General features: G+C 67.6%; 17 protein-coding genes. 5 read left to right on the top strand and 12 right to left on the bottom strand.

The window, feature by feature from the left end; all coding sequences use genetic code 11:
• Positions 1-2: 2 nt before the first annotated feature.
• Entirely contained in the window at positions 3-779 is a 777-nt protein-coding gene (locus tag PXD02_RS15455; RefSeq protein ID WP_275104711.1) for a protein-disulfide reductase DsbD domain-containing protein, read from the bottom strand.
• 196 nt (positions 780-975) lie between these two features.
• On the opposite strand from PXD02_RS15455, the gene PXD02_RS15450 reads away from it, so the two are divergent.
• The gene (locus tag PXD02_RS15450; protein ID WP_275106450.1) at positions 976-1,506 is read left to right on the top strand and encodes a YqgE/AlgH family protein; all 531 of its coding nucleotides are present in this window, start codon (positions 976-978) and stop codon (positions 1,504-1,506) included.
• 11 nt (positions 1,507-1,517) lie between these two features.
• Here the strand turns inward: PXD02_RS15450 and msrA are convergent, their stop codons facing one another.
• The 3 genes from msrA to PXD02_RS15435 form a co-directional block, all read right to left on the bottom strand.
• On the bottom strand, positions 1,518-2,024 hold the full coding sequence (gene msrA, locus PXD02_RS15445; RefSeq protein WP_275104710.1) for a peptide-methionine (S)-S-oxide reductase MsrA: 507 nt from the start codon (positions 2,022-2,024) through the stop codon (positions 1,518-1,520).
• Positions 2,021-2,467 carry a peptide-methionine (R)-S-oxide reductase MsrB gene (msrB, locus tag PXD02_RS15440; protein ID WP_275104709.1) on the bottom strand — a complete coding sequence of 149 codons (447 nt, stop codon included), beginning with the start codon at positions 2,465-2,467 and terminating at the stop codon, positions 2,021-2,023. The genes msrA and msrB overlap by 4 nt, the downstream gene beginning before the upstream one ends.
• 61 nt (positions 2,468-2,528) lie before the next feature.
• A complete protein-coding gene (locus tag PXD02_RS15435; protein ID WP_275104708.1) occupies positions 2,529-3,494 on the bottom strand; it encodes an NAD(P)H-dependent flavin oxidoreductase in 966 nt (321 codons plus the stop codon).
• 147 nt (positions 3,495-3,641) lie between these two features.
• On the opposite strand from PXD02_RS15435, the gene otsB reads away from it, so the two are divergent.
• Together otsB and PXD02_RS15425 are read left to right on the top strand one after the other, a co-directional pair.
• On the top strand, positions 3,642-4,388 hold the full coding sequence (gene otsB, locus PXD02_RS15430) for a trehalose-phosphatase (protein ID WP_275104707.1): 747 nt from the start codon (positions 3,642-3,644) through the stop codon (positions 4,386-4,388).
• Positions 4,388-5,743: an alpha,alpha-trehalose-phosphate synthase (UDP-forming) gene (locus PXD02_RS15425; protein WP_275104706.1), complete on the top strand. Its 1,356-nt coding sequence runs from the start codon at positions 4,388-4,390 to the stop codon at positions 5,741-5,743. The genes otsB and PXD02_RS15425 overlap by 1 nt, the downstream gene beginning before the upstream one ends.
• A gap of 65 nt (positions 5,744-5,808) precedes the next feature.
• Here the strand turns inward: PXD02_RS15425 and PXD02_RS15420 are convergent, their stop codons facing one another.
• The 5 genes from PXD02_RS15420 to folK all read right to left on the bottom strand — a co-directional run bounded on the left by PXD02_RS15420 (position 5,809) and on the right by folK (position 11,108).
• A complete protein-coding gene (locus PXD02_RS15420) occupies positions 5,809-7,161 on the bottom strand; it encodes an esterase-like activity of phytase family protein (protein ID WP_275104705.1) in 1,353 nt (450 codons plus the stop codon).
• A gap of 93 nt (positions 7,162-7,254) precedes the next feature.
• Positions 7,255-7,902, bottom strand: a complete 648-nt coding sequence (locus PXD02_RS15415) for a DUF2062 domain-containing protein (protein ID WP_275104704.1) — start codon at positions 7,900-7,902, stop codon at positions 7,255-7,257.
• 36 nt (positions 7,903-7,938) lie between these two features.
• Positions 7,939-10,053: a RelA/SpoT family protein gene (locus PXD02_RS15410; protein WP_275104703.1), complete on the bottom strand. Its 2,115-nt coding sequence runs from the start codon at positions 10,051-10,053 to the stop codon at positions 7,939-7,941.
• A gap of 30 nt (positions 10,054-10,083) precedes the next feature.
• Positions 10,084-10,437 carry a DNA-directed RNA polymerase subunit omega gene (gene rpoZ, locus PXD02_RS15405; RefSeq protein WP_126152809.1) on the bottom strand — a complete coding sequence of 118 codons (354 nt, stop codon included), beginning with the start codon at positions 10,435-10,437 and terminating at the stop codon, positions 10,084-10,086.
• Positions 10,438-10,508: 71 nt separating this feature from the next.
• Positions 10,509-11,108: a 2-amino-4-hydroxy-6-hydroxymethyldihydropteridine diphosphokinase gene (gene folK, locus PXD02_RS15400; protein ID WP_275104702.1), complete on the bottom strand. Its 600-nt coding sequence runs from the start codon at positions 11,106-11,108 to the stop codon at positions 10,509-10,511.
• A gap of 91 nt (positions 11,109-11,199) precedes the next feature.
• On the opposite strand from folK, the gene PXD02_RS15395 reads away from it, so the two are divergent.
• Positions 11,200-11,751 (top strand): LabA-like NYN domain-containing protein, encoded by a 552-nt coding sequence (locus tag PXD02_RS15395; protein ID WP_275104701.1) that lies wholly within the window; start codon positions 11,200-11,202, stop codon positions 11,749-11,751.
• Between the two features lie 51 nt (positions 11,752-11,802).
• Here the strand turns inward: PXD02_RS15395 and PXD02_RS15390 are convergent, their stop codons facing one another.
• Both PXD02_RS15390 and secG read right to left on the bottom strand, forming a co-directional pair.
• On the bottom strand, positions 11,803-13,446 hold the full coding sequence (locus tag PXD02_RS15390) for a CTP synthase (RefSeq protein ID WP_275104700.1): 1,644 nt from the start codon (positions 13,444-13,446) through the stop codon (positions 11,803-11,805).
• Between the two features lie 167 nt (positions 13,447-13,613).
• Entirely contained in the window at positions 13,614-14,108 is a 495-nt protein-coding gene (secG, locus tag PXD02_RS15385) for a preprotein translocase subunit SecG (RefSeq protein ID WP_275104699.1), read from the bottom strand.
• Positions 14,109-14,180: 72 nt separating this feature from the next.
• On the opposite strand from secG, the gene PXD02_RS15380 reads away from it, so the two are divergent.
• A complete protein-coding gene (locus PXD02_RS15380; protein WP_275104698.1) occupies positions 14,181-15,617 on the top strand; it encodes a cobyric acid synthase in 1,437 nt (478 codons plus the stop codon).
• Here the strand turns inward: PXD02_RS15380 and PXD02_RS15375 are convergent.
• On the bottom strand, positions 15,606-16,217 hold the full coding sequence (locus tag PXD02_RS15375; protein WP_275104697.1) for a glutathione S-transferase family protein: 612 nt from the start codon (positions 16,215-16,217) through the stop codon (positions 15,606-15,608). The genes PXD02_RS15380 and PXD02_RS15375 overlap by 12 nt on opposite strands.
• Positions 16,218-16,238 lie beyond the last annotated feature (21 nt).

Raw genomic sequence — 16,238 nt, 5'->3', positions numbered from 1 at the left:
GGCTATCCGGCGCAGCCCCGCATCTCGACCGCGCCCTGGTCGTCGACCAGGGTAAAGACCAGCCGGTCGCGGGGCAGGTCGAAGGGGGCGGCCTGGGGCGGGACGAAATCGGCCGTCAGCGTCGTGACGCCACCATCCGTCCGCAACTCGGCGCCCGAGGTCCAGACTTCGGCATCGGCCAGTTCCATCGCCGCCAGGGCGACGGGGCGGGGCAGGGTGGCGGTGACGCGCATCCCGTCGGCGATCGGCTGCACCGCGCAATCGGGGCTGCCGGGGGTCGTGCGGGGCACCCGGTCCATCGCGGCAAGGATCGCGGGATCCGGCCCGGCCCCCGGCGCGCCCGCCGTCAGGGTGACATGGGCCGGGACGCAGATGTTCTTGCACAGCCCGAAATCGACCGTCACCGCCAGTTCGACCCCGCCGCCGGGGGCTGCCGGGGTCGCGGTAAAGGGCAGCACCAGCCGGTCGTGATAGCCAAGCGCCGTCCCGTCGTCGGACGGAATCGCCTGCGGGGCGGGCCAGTGCAGCGTCACGCGGTCCAGGTTGCCCGATTCGGACCAGTCGAAGACCGGGGGCAGGCCGCTGTCGCCGGGATTGCGCCAATAGGTCTTCCAGCCGGGTTCCAGCCGGAACTCTATGGCGGCGATGCGGCTTCCATCCGACCGGGTCCAGCCCGGCAGGATGCGAATGCCGGCCAGGCCGGGGGTGGGGGCTTCGGCGGCCAGGGGCAGCGCCGTGAGACACAGGCAGGGTAGAAGGGTCAGGGCGGAACGGATCATGGCCCAAGCGATAGCGGCAGGCGGGGCGCGGATGAAGTCACAATTGCGCGCAGGGCTTGCAACACCGGACGCCAACGCCGATCTAGGACGGAAAGGAGAACAGATGAGCAGTCCCCACAGTCACGACAGCAGCTCTGCCGGCCTTCCGTCCGGCGCGGCGGACCCGTCCAACCTGACCGGCAAGATCCTGATCGCGATGCCCGGCATGGCCGATCCGCGTTTCGAACGCTCGGTCGTGCTGGTCTGCGCCCATACCGACCAGGGCGCGATGGGCCTGGTCCTGAACCGGCCGCTGCCGGAAATCGACTTTGGCGACCTGCTGGAACAGCTTGGCATCGAGACCGACGCCGCCGCCCGGCGGATCGAGGTCCGTTTCGGCGGTCCGGTCGAACCGGGGCGCGGCTTCGTGCTGCACAACGTCCCCGAACATGGCGACGACCCGGAAGGGCGGCTGCGCATCGGCCGGACGCTGGCCATGACCACCACGCGCGACATCCTGGAGGATCTGGCCAGCGGCCATGGCCCGGCCTCGGCGGTGCTGGCGCTTGGCTATGCCGGATGGGGTCCGGGACAGCTGGAAGACGAGATGCTGCAAAACGGCTGGCTGACCGGCGACGGGGCCGAGGATCTGATCTTCAGCACCGCCCATTCCGACAAATGGCAGACCGCACTGCGCGCCCAGGGCATCGACCCGTCGCTGCTGTCGGCGGCGGCGGGCCGGGCCTGAGCCGCCAGCCGCTATCCCGCGGCGGTCTGTCGCGGCAGCACCCAGTTCGGGCGCGGGAAGTGGCAGGTATAGCCGTTCGGGAAGCGTTCCAGGTAATCCTGATGTTCGGGTTCGGCTTCCCAGAAATCGCCGACCGGCTCGACCTCGGTCACGACCTTGCCGGGCCACAGACCCGAGGCATCCACGTCGGCGATGGTTTCCAGGGCGACCCGCTTCTGATCCTCATCCGCGTAATAGATCGCTGACCGATAGCTGGGGCCGATGTCGTTGCCCTGCCGGTTGGGGGTGGTCGGATCGTGGATCTGGAAGAACACCTCCAGCAGCTTGCGATAGGTGACGATGCCGGGATCGAAGACGATCTCGATCCCCTCGGCATGGGTGCCGTGATTGCGATAGGTGGCGTTCGGGATGTCGCCGCCGGTATAGCCGACGCGCGTCGCGATGACGCCGGGCAGGCGCCGGATCAGATCCTGCATCCCCCAGAAGCAGCCGCCCGCAAGAACCGCGCGTTCGCTCATCGGCCCGCCTCCTCGACCTGGGGCAGCCAGGCGCCGTAGCCCTCGGCCTCCATCCGGTCCTTCGGCACGAAGCGCAGCGACGCCGAGTTGATGCAGTAACGCAGGCCCCCCGCATCGGGCGGACCGTCGGGGAAGACATGGCCCAGATGGCTGTCGCCATGCTTCGACCGGACCTCGACCCGGACCATGCCATGCGAGCTGTCGCGGTGTTCGGTCACGTTTCCGTCGATCGGCTTGGTGAAGGCGGGCCAGCCGCAGCCGGAATTGTATTTGGCCGACGACGCGAACAGCGGCTCGCCCGAGACCACATCCACATAGATGCCGGGTTCGAAATGGTGGTCGTATTCGCCGGTAAAGGGCCTCTCGGTGCCGTTTTCCTGGGTGACGCGACGCTGTTCGGGCGTCAGCCGGGCAATGGCTTCGGCGGTTTTCTGATAGGCCATGCTTGTCCTCCGCTGGTCCTGTTCCGCCCCAATATGGGGCGCCGGGCGCGGATCGCAAAGGTCAGCCGCAGATCGCGGCCCTTGCGGCGGCATATTCGGCGGCCAGCCGGTCGATCCGCGCGGCGGCGGGCACGATGTCGCGCACCGCGCCGATGCCCTGGCCGGATCCCCAGATCTGGCTCCAGGCCTTGGCCCTGGACGCATTGCCGCCGAAATTCATCGCGGACGCGTCCGCTGTTTCCAGCTTGTCCGGGTCCAGCCCCGCCGCCCGGATCGACGGCGCAAGGTAATTCCCCGACACCCCCGTGAACAGCGACGATGTGACGATATCCATCGCCCCGCTTTCGGTGATCATCCGCTTGTAGTCGGCGGGCGCGTTCGCCTCGGTCGTGGCGATGAAGGGACTGCCGATATAGGCCAGATCGGCCCCCATCGCCTGCGCCGCCAGCACCGCCCGGCCCGTGGCGATGGCCCCCGACAGCAGCAGCGGGCCATCGAACCAGTCGCGGATCTCCTGGATCAGGGCAAAGGGCGACAGCGGCCCGGCATGGCCGCCCGCGCCCGCCGCAACGGCGATCAGCCCGTCCGCGCCCTTTTCAATGGCCTTCTTCGCGAAGACGTTGTTGATCACGTCATGCAGCGCGATGCCGCCGCAGTCATGGGCGGCCTGGTTCACCTCGACCCGCGCGCCCAGGGACGTGATCCAGATCGGCACCTTGTGGCGGTGGCAGATCTCGATGTCGCGCTCCAGCCGGGCATTGCTGCGGTGGACGATCTGGTTCACGGCAAAGGGTGCGGCGGGCCGGTCGGGGTTGGCCTGGTTGTGGCGGTCCAGCTCTTCGGCGATGCGGGTCAGCCAGACGTCCAGCAGGGGCGGCTCGCCGTCCTTTTCGCGCGCGTTCAGGGCGGGGAAGCTGCCGACGATGCCGGCCTTGCATTGCGCGATGACCAGATCCGGCCCCGAGACGATGAACATCGGCGAGGCGACGACGGGAATGCGCAGGTCTTGCAGGATGGGTGGCAGCATGTGATCCTCCGGGTCTGGCACGACGATGGCGCGGCAGGCGGCGCGGGGCAATGGTAACGCGGCGGAAAATCTCGCGCTTTCGTGAAACCGATGCCGTCCCAAGGGGTTAGAGTTCCGGATCCCCGTTGCAAAGGAGAATGCGCGCCAATGCAGCCGCCAGCCCTGTCCCTTCCCGCCCTGACCGCAGACACCGCCCTGTTCCTGGATTTCGACGGCTGCCTGGTCGAGATCGCGCCCCGCCCCGATGCCGTGACGGTCCCGCCTGGGCTGGCCCGACGGCTGGAACGGCTGCACGAGGCACTGGGCGGGGCGGTGGCGCTGATCTCGGGGCGGGACGTGGCGAATCTGCGGCGTTACCTGCCCGGCTTTCCCGGCGCGATGGCGGGCAGCCATGGGGCCGAACTGGCCCTGGGCGGCAAGGACATCGCGGCGACCCATGATGCCGATCTGGACATTCCCGCCCTGCACGCCGCCGCCGCCGGGGCGGTGGCGGCGCATCCCGCGATCCTGGTCGAACGCAAGCCGCATGGCGTCGCGCTGCATTACCGCGCCGACCCGTCGCTGCGCCTGGTGGTCGAGGAGGTGATGCAGCAACTGGCCGACGCCCATCCCAACATGGTCCTGCAACCCGCCAAGATGGCGGTGGAACTGCGCCCGGCGGGCACCGGCAAGGACGGCGCCCTGGACCGGCTGATGGCCATGCCGCCCTTTTCGGGCCGCGTCCCGGTCTATGCGGGCGACGACCTGACGGACGAGGCGGCGATGGCCCGCGCCCAGGCGCTTGGCGGGGACGGTATCAAGATCGGCGCCGGGGACAGCGTCGCGCGATACCGGCTGGACGACCCCGCCGCCCTGGCCCGCTGGCTGGACGAAGCCCTTGGGGGCCTGCGCTGATGTCGCGTCTTGTCGCCGTGTCGAACCGCATTCCGCTGGGCGACAACCCCTCGGGCGGGCTGGTCGTCGCCTTGCAGGACGCGCTGCGCACCTCGGGCGGGCTGTGGGTCGGCTTTTCGGGCGAGACGGTCGAGGATCCGGCCGACGCCCTGGCCTTCCATGAAGGGGCGGCGTTCCAGCGCGCCTCCTTCGACCTGACGCCGCAGGATCACGACGAATATTACCTGGGCTATTCCAATTCCGTGCTGTGGCCCGTCTGCCATGGCCGCGCGGATCTGATGCGGATCCTGCCGGAATACCTGGACGGCTATCGCCGGGTCAACGAACGCATCGCCCGGCTGCTGGCCCCGCATCTGCGCCCCGATGACCAGATCTGGGTGCAGGATTACCAGTTGTTCCCCTTGGCGCAGGAATTGCGCAAGCTGGGGGTTCGGGGACCGATCGGGCATTTCCTGCACATCCCCTTTCCCGGTCCCGCCGATTGCGCCACGCTGCCGAACCCGCCAGAGCTGTTCGACTGGCTGTCCCATTACGACCTGCTGGGCTTCCAGGCGCAGCGCGACCTGGACAACTTCGCCGCAAGCGCCCGCAGCCTGACCGATGCCGAACAGATGTCGGACCATGATTTCCGCATCTCGGACCGCCACATCCGCGCGGGCGTCTTTCCCATCGGCATCGACGCGGCAGCCTTCATCGCCGAGGCCGAGGGCGCGCGCGAGGAAGACCGGATGCGCAGCCTGACCGGATCGCAGATGATGATCGGCGTGGACCGGCTGGACTATTCCAAGGGCATCCCGCAGCGGTTCCGGGCCTTCCAATATCTGCTGGAAAATGACCCCTCGCTGACCGAACAGGTGATGCTGCTGCAAATCGCCCCGCCGACGCGGGAATCCGTGGACGCCTATCAGCAGATCCGAGAGGAGACCGAACATCTCGCGGGCCGCATCAACGGCCAGTTCGCCACCGTCAACTGGACGCCGATCCGCTTCATCCACCGCCCGATCCCCCGCAACGAGCTTGCGGGCCTCTATCGCCAGTCCCGCGTGGGCCTGGTCACGCCCCTGGCCGACGGCATGAACCTGGTGGCCAAGGAATATGTCGCGGCCCAGAACCCCGCCGATCCCGGCGTCCTGATCCTGTCGCGCTTCGCCGGCGCGGCCGAGGCGATGACCGATGCGCTGATCATCAACCCCCATGATCCCTGGGAACTGGCCCAGGCCATGCAGCAGGCCATCGCCATGCCGCTTGACGAACGCCGCGACCGCCACGCAGCCCTGCTGCGCGGCGTGGTCGAACAGGATGTCGGCTGGTGGTCTGCGACCTATCTTCGGGCCCTGGCACAGGCCAGCGGCTGATCTTCATCTTGGCGCAAATATCCCGCAGGGGGTGCGGGGGACGCGAAGTCCCCCGCCTGCGCAACTCAGCGCGCGGCCAGCAGCTCCGGGACCGACAGCAGGATGAACTCGTTATCCGCCGCCTTGCCGATCTCGCGCCCGCCCGAGAAGGGCAGGTTGTTGTCGTTCGCCACCAGGATATGCGTGTCGTCGACGCGGGCCACGTCCTCGATGGTGAAGAAGGGAAAGCCGAACCGGCTGTCCGCCGTCAGGCCCTCGGGGGCCTTGTTGTCGGGATCGGCGATGTCCAGCAGGTCGATATGGCCGATGCGGCGGATGAAGCCCTCGGCATCGACGCTGGCGGTATCGACCAGCACCACGTTCTTGACTCGCGCGGGCTGGGGATAGCAGGCGGATTGGTCCGCCGCCCCCTCGGCGCAGGCGCGGGCCGCGTCGCCCTCGCCGTTGTCGCGCTCGATCACCAGGGCGCGGGTGTCGTCGATGAAGTTGAAATCGCCGATCGCTGTCGCGCCCTCGGCCAGGCGGAAGCGATAGCTGTCGCCGGTCCAGTCGCCCTTCGCGGTGTCGAAGGTGATGACGCGCAGGAAGTCACCCTCGGGCTGGCCGTCCTCGGCCAGCAGCGGCTTTTCCAGCATCCCCCACAGCAGGCCGGTGCCGGGTTGCAGGGCCATGCCCTCGTATCCGCCGGACCGCTGCACGCGGAAATCGGTGCCGGGCTGCGCGGGGACCGTGGTGCCGGGCGTGTCGGGGCCGGTCAGCGCCGCGCCGTCCAGCATGGTCTGGTGGACCGACAGAACCCGCCCGTCACGCGCCACACGCAGGACGAAGGGCCCGAATTCGTCGCCGATCCAGATTTCGTCGTTCAGGAACTGGATGCTTTCCGGGTCGAAATCGGCGCCGGTCAGATAGCGTCCCTCGGTCGCCTCGTTGGCGATGCGGAAGGGCACCTTGCGGTCGGGATCGCGCAGGAAGATCGTGTCCAGGCGAGAGACCTTGCCGGTCTCGAAATCGGGCTGCATCCGGTGGAAGAACAGCATCGCGTCCGGGCTGTTCACCTTGGAGCCGAAGCCGTTATCGGTCAGCGTGAACCAGCTTCCATCCGTGTCGCGATTCATCGCCAGGCCCGACATGCCCTGCACCGGCTGGCCGATGAAGGGCAGCCAGATGCCGGTCTTGTGGCCGCCATAGGCCTTGCCCACGTCGCCTTCGACCGACATCGGCGTTTCGTTGCGGGTCGTGCCGGTGAACTTGCCCGACACCCACAGGTCGCGCGGCGCATCGGCGGGCGGCGTCACCATGGTGAAGGCGGGCAGGGTCGCGTGACCGGCCAGGGTGGCGGGAAAGCTGTCCTCGGCCAGGGCGGCGGTGGTCAGAAGCGGGGCGGCAGAGCAGGCCAGCAGGGCCAGGATCGGGCGCATGGGCGGTTTCCTTCGTCGGTTTCGAAGGCACCTGCTAGGCCGGGATCGTGACAGCGATGCGGCATTGATGTGGCAGGGCGATGAAACCCGGCCTCAGCCCGCCGCGCCCCCCGGCCCCTTGCCGTCCGAGGCTTCGCGGACACGCGCGATCCGCGCCTCCATCTTGCGCCCCTTGCGCCGGTGATAACGCCGAACCAGCGGGATGGTGATGTAATAGGACAGGGCGGCGGCGATCGTGCCCATGACGGCGCCGCCGACCGCATAGGGCAGGAAGATGCCGTGCCAGAACTCGGCCAGCCCGCTCCAACTGGTGGGGCCGGGGCCGAAGGCCGACATGACGTTGTGCCAGGTTTCCGCCGTGGCATGGGCGAATTCGCGGAAGATCACCTGGGGCGACATGTCGCCCGGCAGGCCCAGGATCGTCCGCCCCAGCCCCACCGCGCCAAGCGCGATGAAGGGCGTGGTCAGCGGATTGCCCGCGAAGGTGCCTACGAAGGCCGCCAGAACATTGCCCCGGATCGCCAGGCACACCAGGGCCGCGACGATGAAGTGAAACCCGTGCAGCGGGGAAAACGACAGGAACACCCCCGCCGCCACGCCGCGCGCGATGCGGTGCGGCTGGTCGGGCAGGCGGCGCAGGCGATACCACAGATAGGTGGTGGACCGCCGGAACCCGCCCGGCGGATAGACGAATTCGCTGGCCAGTTGCCCATATGTGCGCGGCTTGCTGCGCTTGAACACGGCTGTCGTTCCCTTCTGCCCCAGGCTATGCCCGCCTCAGGGTTTCTTCGCGATATCGCGGATGCGTGCAACCTGTGCGACATCGCTTTCCGCTTCAAGCGCGGTCAGAAGGTTGTGCAGGTGTTCCTGGTCCCGCAGCTCGACCTCGACCTCGATGCGATAGAAGTCGGGCTTGCGGTCCATGAATTCAAGGTTCGAGATATTCGCCCCCTGCGCCCCGATCAGGCTGCAAATCCGGCCCAGCACGCCGGCATCGTGGCGGATCGTCAGGCTCAGCATCGTGGAATAGACCGCCGGGTGGCGGCCCGCGCGCCATTGCACGTCGACCCAGCGGTCGGGGCTGTCCTCGTATTCCGCCAGCACCGGGCAGTCGATGGCGTGGATCACCACGCCCTTGCCGCGATAGGTGATGCCGACGATCCGTTCGCCGGGCAGCGGGCGGCAGCAGGGCGCGCGCTTGAAATCCGCGTCCGCCTCGACCCCCGCGAAGGGGCGGGTGCCGTCGATCTCGTCCTGGTGGGCGGCCAGGTCGGGATAGAGAACCTGCAACACCTCCTTGGCGGAATTTTCCGCGCTGCCGATCCGGGCCAGCAATTCGTCGCCGTCGGCGATGCCCATCTGCTTGGCGGCGGTGCGCAGCGCCTTGTCGGTGACCTTGCGGCCGACATGTTCGAAGCTGACCCGGACCAGTTCGCGGCCCAGGCGGATGAAGCGGTCGCGGTCCTCCTCGCGCAGAGAGCGGCGGATCGCGGCCTTGGCGCGGCCGGTGACGACGATGTCCAGCCAGGTCGATTGCGGGCGCTGCCCGGAGGCCGCGATGATCTCGACCGACTGGCCGTTCTTGAGCCGCGTCCACAGCGGCACGCGGATCCCGTCGACCTTGGCGCCGACGCAGGAATTGCCCAGCCGGGTGTGGATCGCATAGGCGAAGTCGATGGGCGTCGCGCCCTTGGGCAGTTGCAGCACGTCGCCCTTGGGCGTGAAGCAGAACACCTGGTCCTGATACATTTCCAGCTTGACGGCTTCCAGGAACTCGTTGTGGTCCTCGTCCTCGAAACGGTCGGTCAGGCTGTCGATCCATTCGGCGGGATTGACCGCGAAGGGGTTCCTGGTGCGCGCGCCGTCGCGATAGGCCCAATGGGCCGCGACCCCGGATTCGGCGACCTCGTGCATCTGGCGGGTGCGGATCTGCACCTCGACCCGCTTGCCGTCGCGCCCCGAGACGGTGGTGTGGATGGATCGGTAGCCGTTCGATTTCGGCTGGCTGATGTAATCCTTGAACCGCCCCGGCACCATCCGCCAGCGGTGATGGATCACCCCAAGCGCGCGATAGCAGTCCATGTCGGTGCGGGTGATGATCCGAAAGCCATAGATGTCGGACAGCCGCGAGAAGGCCAGTTGCTTTTCCTGCATCTTGCGCCAGACCGAGAACGGTTTCTTGGCGCGGCCGAACACATCGGCCTCGATCCCCTCGCGTTCCAGCTCGACCCGGATATCGGCGGTGATCTGGCCGATGATGTCGCCGCTGTCTCGTTGCAGGCTGACGAAGCGGCGGATGATGGAATTGCGCGCCTCGGGGTTGATGACCTTGAAGGCCAGATCCTCCAGCTCCTCGCGCATCCACTGCATCCCCATGCGCCCGGCCAGCGGCGCATAGATGTCCATCGTCTCGCGCGCCTTCTTGACCTGCTTTTCGGGGCGCATCGACCGGATCGTGCGCATGTTGTGCAGCCGGTCCGCCAGCTTGACCAGGATCACCCGCAGGTCGCGGGACATGGCCATGAACAGCTTGCGGAAATTCTCGGCCTGCTTGGACTGCGCGCTGGACAGTTCCAGGTTGGTCAGCTTGGTGACGCCATCGACCAGATCGGCGATCTCGGCCCCGAAGGTGGCGGTCAGGTCTTCCTTGGTGGACCGCGTGTCCTCGACCGTGTCGTGCAGCAGGGCGGTGATGATGGTCGCGTCGTCCAGCCGCATTTCCGTCAGGATCGCGGCGACAGCGATGGGATGGGTGAAATAGGGCTCGCCCGACTGGCGAAACTGCCCCTCGTGCATCCGCATCCCGTATTCATAGGCGTCGCGGATCAGGGTCGCGTTGCTGCGCGGGTTATAGTTGCGGACAAGCGCGATAAGGTCTTCGACATCAATCATTCTTTGCCGAAGACCCCTGTTTTCGTGACCTTAACGCTGGTTCGCTTCCAGCATCATGCGCAGCATCCGTTCCTCGGATTCCTCGTCGGCAGGGCGGGGGCGATCCACCTCGGCACCCAGCAGCAGGGCCATGGCATCTTCTTCCGGCTCATCGACCTCGATCTGGGTCTGGGTCGATTCGATCATCCGTTCGCGCAGGTCGTCCACCGGCTGGGTTTCCTCGGCGATTTCGCGCAGGGCGACGACCGGGTTCTTGTCGTTGTCGCGATCCACCGTCGGCGGGCTGCCTGCGGCGATCTCTCGCGCGCGATGCGAGGCCAGCATCACCAGATCAAAGCGGTTCGGGACTTTGTCGACGCAGTCTTCGACCGTTACGCGGGCCATGTCTCACCTGTGCAGTTGCGAATCGGGTATCGGGGGCGAAACCGAGGTTTTGAACGCCCCATGCGCCATTGTCAAGCCTCGGCAAGCCCGCTGCCGGGCGCAAGCGGTGTCATGCCCGACAGGGCATCGGGTCCAAGTCGCGCCAGCATCTCCGACACCGGCCGCCCGGTCAAGGGGTGGCGCCAGCCGGGCGCGATCTCGGCCAGGGGGGCCAGGACGAAGCCGCGATCGGCCATCCGGGGATGGGGCAGGATCAGCCGGTCGGGCGCCGTGACCCGCTGGCGATCCGGGGGCAGGTCCATCCAGTGCCGCAGCGTCGCGGCATCGGGCAGGATCAGGTCGTCCAGGGCGATCAGGTCCAGATCCAGCACCCGCGCCGACCAGCGGCCGGTGCCGCGGTCGCGCCCGAAATCGGCCTCGATCCCGTGCAGGCGGTCCAGCAGATCCTGTGGTGCCAGGCCGGTGCGAATCGCCGCCACCGCATTGGCGTAATCGGGGCCCGACCCCTGCGGAAAGGCGGGCGTGCGCCAGATGCGGCTGATCCTTTCCATTGAAATATCCGGGCTTGCGTGCAGAATCGCCAGGGCATCGCGCAGGGTCCGGGCCGCGTCGCCCCGTGCCGAGGGCAGGTTCGCGCCCAGGGAAACGATACCGAAAGACAAGTTTTCCATAGGCCCCTGTTCGTTCTATGAAGTCCGCGAAGGCCGTCATGGCGCGCTTCGCCCGCGTGTTGAACGAGCAGTTTCATTGAAGGCAACAAAAATGTTTTACAAGGATGATCGCCTGGCGATCTTCATCGACGGAGCCAATCTCTATGCTTCGGCCAAGGCCCTGGGCTTCGATATCGACTACAAGCTGCTGAGGCAGGAATTCGACCGGCGCGGCAAGCTGATGCGCGCCTATTACTATACCGCGCTGATGGAGGGCGAGGATTATTCCCCGATCCGCCCGCTGGTCGACTGGCTGCACTATAACGGCTATTGCGTGGTGACGAAGCCCGCCAAGGAATATACCGACACGATGGGCCGCCGGAAGATCAAGGGCAACATGGACATCGAGCTGACCATCGACGCCATGCAGCTTGCCCCCCGGCTGGACCATGCGGTGATCTTTTCCGGCGACGGCGATTTCCGCCCGCTGATCGAGGCCTTGCAGCGCCAGGGCGTGCGCGTGTCCGTGGTGTCCACGATCCGCAGCCAGCCGCCGATGATCGCGGATGATCTGCGCAGGCAGGCGGACAACTTCATCGAGCTGGACGCGCTGCGCGATATCGTCGGCAGGCCGCCGCGGGAACAGCAGTCGGGCGAGGGCTGAATTGCGAAGACCCGCGCATCCACTGCGGGCCGCCGAAAGGGGCGGCGCGCGTTAGACCAGCCGCCCTTCCTGCATCGCCGCCCGGATGAATCCCGCGAACAGCGGCGCGGGGGCGAAGGGTTTGGACTTCAGTTCGGGATGGGATTGCACGCCGATGAACCAGGGGTGGTCGGCGTATTCCACCGCCTCGGGCAGCTTGCCGTCGGGCGACATGCCCGAGAAGCACAGCCCCGCCTGTTCCAGGGCTTCGCGATAGGTGGCGTCGACCTCGTAGCGGTGGCGGTGGCGGTCCTCGATCTCGGTCGCGCCGCCATAGACTTCGCTGATCCGCGAATCGGGGGTCAGCATCGCGGTATAGGCGCCCAGCCGCATCGTGCCGCCCTTGTCGTCGCCGACCTTGCGCTGCACCGTATAGTTGCCCTGCACCCATTCCTTGAGGTGATAGACGACCGGGGTAAAGCGCGTCTTGCCCGCCTCGTGGTCGAACTCCTCGGATCCGGCGTCGGGCATTCCGGCCAGGTTGCGCGCGGCCTCGATCACCGCCATCTGCATCCCCAGGCAGATGCCCAGATAGGGCACCTTCTTTTCCCGCGCGTATTTCGCGGCGGCCAGCATCCCTTCGGTGCCGCGTTCGCCGAAGCCGCCGGGCACGATGATGCCGTGATAGCCGTCCAGCAGATGCGCGCCTTCGCCCTCCAGCTTCTCGCTGTCCACCCAGTCGGCCTTGACGCGCACGCGGTTGGCCATGCCGCCATGGGTCAGCGCCTCGGCGATGGATTTGTAGGCATCCTCAAGCTGGGTGTATTTGCCGACCACGGCGATGCGGACCACGCCTTCGGCGTTTTCCAGCCGGTCGATCACATCCTCCCATTTCGACAGGTCGGGGCGCGGGGCGGGGCTGATCTGGAAGGCGTCCAGCACGGCGCGGTCAAGCCCCGCGCGATGATAGGCCAGCGGCGCCTGGTAGATCGACTTCAGGTCATAGGCGGGGATCACCGCGTCGGGGCGGACATTGCAGAACAGCGCGATCTTGGCGCGTTCCTTTTCCGGGATCGGATGTTCGGACCGGCAGACCAGCACGTCGGGGGCCAGGCCGATGGATTGCAGTTCCTTGACGCTGTGCTGGGTGGGCTTGGTCTTCAATTCGCCCGAGGCCGAAAGATAGGGCAGCAACGTCAGATGCATCAGAATGCACTGGCCGCGCGTTCGTTCGTGGGTGAACTGGCGGATCGCCTCGAAGAAGGGCAGGCCCTCGATATCGCCCACCGTACCGCCGATCTCGCACAGCATGAAATCGGCCTCATCCTCGCCAAGGGCCAGGAAGTCCTTGATTTCATTGGTGACATGGGGAATGACCTGGATGGTCTTGCCCAGATATTCACCGCGCCGTTCCTTTTCCAGCACGTTGGAATAGATCCGCCCCGCCGAAACGCTGTCGCTGCGCCGCGCGGCGACGCCGGTGAAGCGTTCGTAATGGCCCAGATCCAGGTCGGTTTCCGCACCGTCATCGGTCACGAAGACCTCGCCATGTTCGAAGGGCGACATGGTGCCGGGATCGACGTTCAGATAGGGGTCCAGCTTGCGCAGCCTGACGGTGAAGCCCCGTGCCTGCAACAGCGCGCCCAGTGCCGCCGAGGCCAGGCCCTTGCCAAGCGAGGACACGACGCCGCCGGTGATGAAGATGTAACGCGCCATGAAGGCCCCCGTGAATTCTGAAAGCGTGAGATGCAAATTCTGATTGGCTGCGGGCCGTCGGACAGCCAGCATCACGGGACTTGAGATATAGCCGATTCGCCCCGTGGCCGCAAGGAACCGCAAGTTGATGTGGGGCGGAAAGGCGCCGCCCCTATTTCTGGTGTGACTTAGTTGGCGGGCGCCGGGCTGGCCGGGGTCGCGGGCGCAGCGGGCGCGGGCGGCGCCACGGGTTCGGCGGCCGGTGTTGCGGCTTCGGTTGCCGGGGCTTCGGGCGCAGCGGTATCGGCTGCCGGGGCGGCCCCTTGCGGCGCGGGCGGGGTCAGCGGATCGCCCGCCGCGCCGCTGGAGGGCGGCGGCACATAGGCCGGAACCTGCGGCAGCGTCGAGTCCTGGCGGCCTGCGGGCACGCCCAGCTGGTCCATGATCGAGCTGTTGGACACCTGCCGCGCGGCGATGATGGTCAGCGCGATCGAGGTCACGAACAGCGCGATGCCGAAGATCCAGGTCAGCCGCGTCAGCGCGTTGGCCGCCTGGCGGCCGGTCATGACGCCGCCCCCGCCGCCGCCCATGCCAAGCCCGCCACCCTCGGATCGTTGCAGCAGCACCACCCCGGTGAGCAGCACCGCGAGGATCAGATGGATGGTCAGGACGACGTTTTCCACGGCTTTCGGCCTTTCGCTTTCGGACGCGCCTATCTAGTCATCCGGGCAGATGATGGCAAGCGAGTGTGAACCATGCCTGCGCTGATGATCCAGGGCACCGGATCGAATGTCGGAAAGTCGCTGCTGGTGGCGGGCTTGTGCCGCGCGGCGCAGCGCCGGGGCCTGTCGGTCGCGCCCTTCAAGCCGCAGAACATGTCGAACAACGCCGCCGTGACGGCGGATGGCGGGGAAATCGGCCGCGCGCAGGCCTTGCAGGCGCGGGCCTGCGGGCTGGAACCCGTGACCGACATGAACCCGGTCCTGCTGAAGCCCGAGACCGACACCGGCGCGCAGGTGATCCTGCACGGCCGCGCGGTGGCGCGGGCCGAGGCGCGCGATTATGCCGCGCTGCGTCCGCGCCTGCTGGCGGGGGTGATGGACAGCTTCGCCCGCCTGACCGCCGCCCATGATCTGGTGATCGTCGAAGGCGCGGGCAGCCCGGCCGAGGTGAACCTGCGCCCCCGCGACATCGCCAATATGGGCTTCGCGCGGGCGGCGGGCGTGCCGGTGGTGCTGGCGGGCGATATCGACCGGGGCGGGGTGATCGCGCAGATCGTCGGCACCCAGGCGGTGATCGACCCTGACGACGCGGCGATGATCCGGGGCTTTCTGGTCAACAAGTTCCGGGGCGATCCGCGCCTGTTCGACGACGGCTATCGGCTGATCGGGGCGCGCACGGGCTGGCGCTGCTTCGGCCTGGTGCCGTGGTTCGCGGATGCGCACAGGCTGCCCGCCGAGGATGCGGTGGACCTGCGCGCCTCGCAAGGGCAGGGGCCGCATGTCGTCTGCCTCTGCCTGTCGCGGATCGCGAATTTCGACGACCTCGACCCGCTGGCGGCCGAGCCCGGCCTGCGGCTGACCATGCTGGGGCCTGGCCGCGCGATCCCCGGCGATGCCGGTCTGGTGATCCTGCCCGGCACGAAATCGACCTTGGGCGATCTGGCCTTCCTGCGCGCGCAGGGCTGGGACATCGACCTGATCGCCCATCACCGGCGCGGCGGGCATGTGCTGGGCATCTGCGGCGGCTATCAGATGCTGGGCCGGGTGATCCGCGACCCTTCGGGCAGCGACGGCAGGGCGGGCGAGGTCGCGGGCCTGGGCCTGCTGGACGTGGAGACCGCGATGGCCCCCGACAAGCGGCTGGAGCGGATCACCGGCACCGCGCTCGGCCAGCCGGTGACGGGATACGAGATCCATATGGGCCGCAGCGCCGGTCCCGACTGCGCGCGGCCCTTTGCCCATATCCCCGGTCCCGACGGCGCGGTCAGCGCCGATGGCCGGGTGGCGGGCACCTATCTGCACGGGCTGTTTTCGGGCGACGCCTTCCGCGCCGCCTGGCTGGCGCGGCTGGGCGCGCCCTCGCAGCCGGGATACGAGGCCGGGGTGGACCGGGTGCTGGACGATCTGGCCGACCATCTGGAAGCGCATCTGGATGTGGACGGGCTGCTGGCCGTCGCCTCAGGCGGCTGACAGGCGCAGCACTTCCTTCACATCGGCATCCTCGTTCATCCACTCGAACAGGCGCGCGACGTTCGGATAATCCTTCCAGGTCTTCGCCACCTTGGCCGACCATCGCGCCATGACGAAGGCATAGGCATCGGCCACCGTGCGGCGGTCGCGATAGAGATGGCCGCCCGCGCCGATCAGGTCGTCCAGATAGGCCATCACCCGATCCACCCGCGCCTCGGCCGCCTTTTTCACATGGTCCAGCGACGGCTGCGAATGATCGGCGGTGAAGCGCTGCGGGGCGAACAGCGGCCAGAAGGCCGGATGGAAGTCGCCGGTCAGGAAGGACATGGCTTCGGCGAATTCGAACCGGCCCATCGTGTCGCCGTCGGGGCCAAGCCGGGCGGCGGGATGGGTTTCGGCGATATATCCAAGGATCGCATCCGCCTGGGTCATCGCGCGCGGCCCGCCCAGATCGAGCGCGGGCACCTGCGCCAGCGGGTTGACGCGCTTGAACTCGGCGGACGCGTAATCGACCTTTACCGCCTCAAAAGCCGCGCCCGCCCAGCGAAGCGCGATCCAGGGGGCCAGGGCGCAGGTTCCCGGTGCGTAGAACAGTCTCATGGTGATCCCCTTCCGTTGGGT

Source organism: Paracoccus sp. S3-43 (assembly GCF_029027965.1).
GTDB lineage: Bacteria > Pseudomonadota > Alphaproteobacteria > Rhodobacterales > Rhodobacteraceae > Paracoccus.
Note: the sequence above shows the minus strand (reverse complement) of the source record. Positions and strands in the feature narration are given on the sequence as shown.

Bases quoted from the DNA above. Each gene is read 5' to 3' on its own strand.
- PXD02_RS15455 (WP_275104711.1), bottom strand. From the start codon at position 779: ATGATCCGTTCCGCCCTGACCCTTCTACCCTGCCTGTGTCTCACGGCG.
- PXD02_RS15450 (WP_275106450.1), top strand. From the start codon at position 976: ATGCCCGGCATGGCCGATCCGCGTTTCGAACGCTCGGTCGTGCTGGTC.
- msrA (WP_275104710.1), bottom strand. From the start codon at position 2,024: ATGAGCGAACGCGCGGTTCTTGCGGGCGGCTGCTTCTGGGGGATGCAG.
- msrB (WP_275104709.1), bottom strand. From the start codon at position 2,467: ATGGCCTATCAGAAAACCGCCGAAGCCATTGCCCGGCTGACGCCCGAA.
- PXD02_RS15435 (WP_275104708.1), bottom strand. From the start codon at position 3,494: ATGCTGCCACCCATCCTGCAAGACCTGCGCATTCCCGTCGTCGCCTCG.
- otsB (WP_275104707.1), top strand. From the start codon at position 3,642: ATGCAGCCGCCAGCCCTGTCCCTTCCCGCCCTGACCGCAGACACCGCC.
- PXD02_RS15425 (WP_275104706.1), top strand. From the start codon at position 4,388: ATGTCGCGTCTTGTCGCCGTGTCGAACCGCATTCCGCTGGGCGACAAC.
- PXD02_RS15420 (WP_275104705.1), bottom strand. From the start codon at position 7,161: ATGCGCCCGATCCTGGCCCTGCTGGCCTGCTCTGCCGCCCCGCTTCTG.
- PXD02_RS15410 (WP_275104703.1), bottom strand. From the start codon at position 10,053: ATGATTGATGTCGAAGACCTTATCGCGCTTGTCCGCAACTATAACCCG.
- rpoZ (WP_126152809.1), bottom strand. From the start codon at position 10,437: ATGGCCCGCGTAACGGTCGAAGACTGCGTCGACAAAGTCCCGAACCGC.
- folK (WP_275104702.1), bottom strand. From the start codon at position 11,108: ATGGAAAACTTGTCTTTCGGTATCGTTTCCCTGGGCGCGAACCTGCCC.
- PXD02_RS15395 (WP_275104701.1), top strand. From the start codon at position 11,200: ATGTTTTACAAGGATGATCGCCTGGCGATCTTCATCGACGGAGCCAAT.
- PXD02_RS15390 (WP_275104700.1), bottom strand. From the start codon at position 13,446: ATGGCGCGTTACATCTTCATCACCGGCGGCGTCGTGTCCTCGCTTGGC.
- PXD02_RS15380 (WP_275104698.1), top strand. From the start codon at position 14,181: ATGCCTGCGCTGATGATCCAGGGCACCGGATCGAATGTCGGAAAGTCG.
- PXD02_RS15375 (WP_275104697.1), bottom strand. From the start codon at position 16,217: ATGAGACTGTTCTACGCACCGGGAACCTGCGCCCTGGCCCCCTGGATC.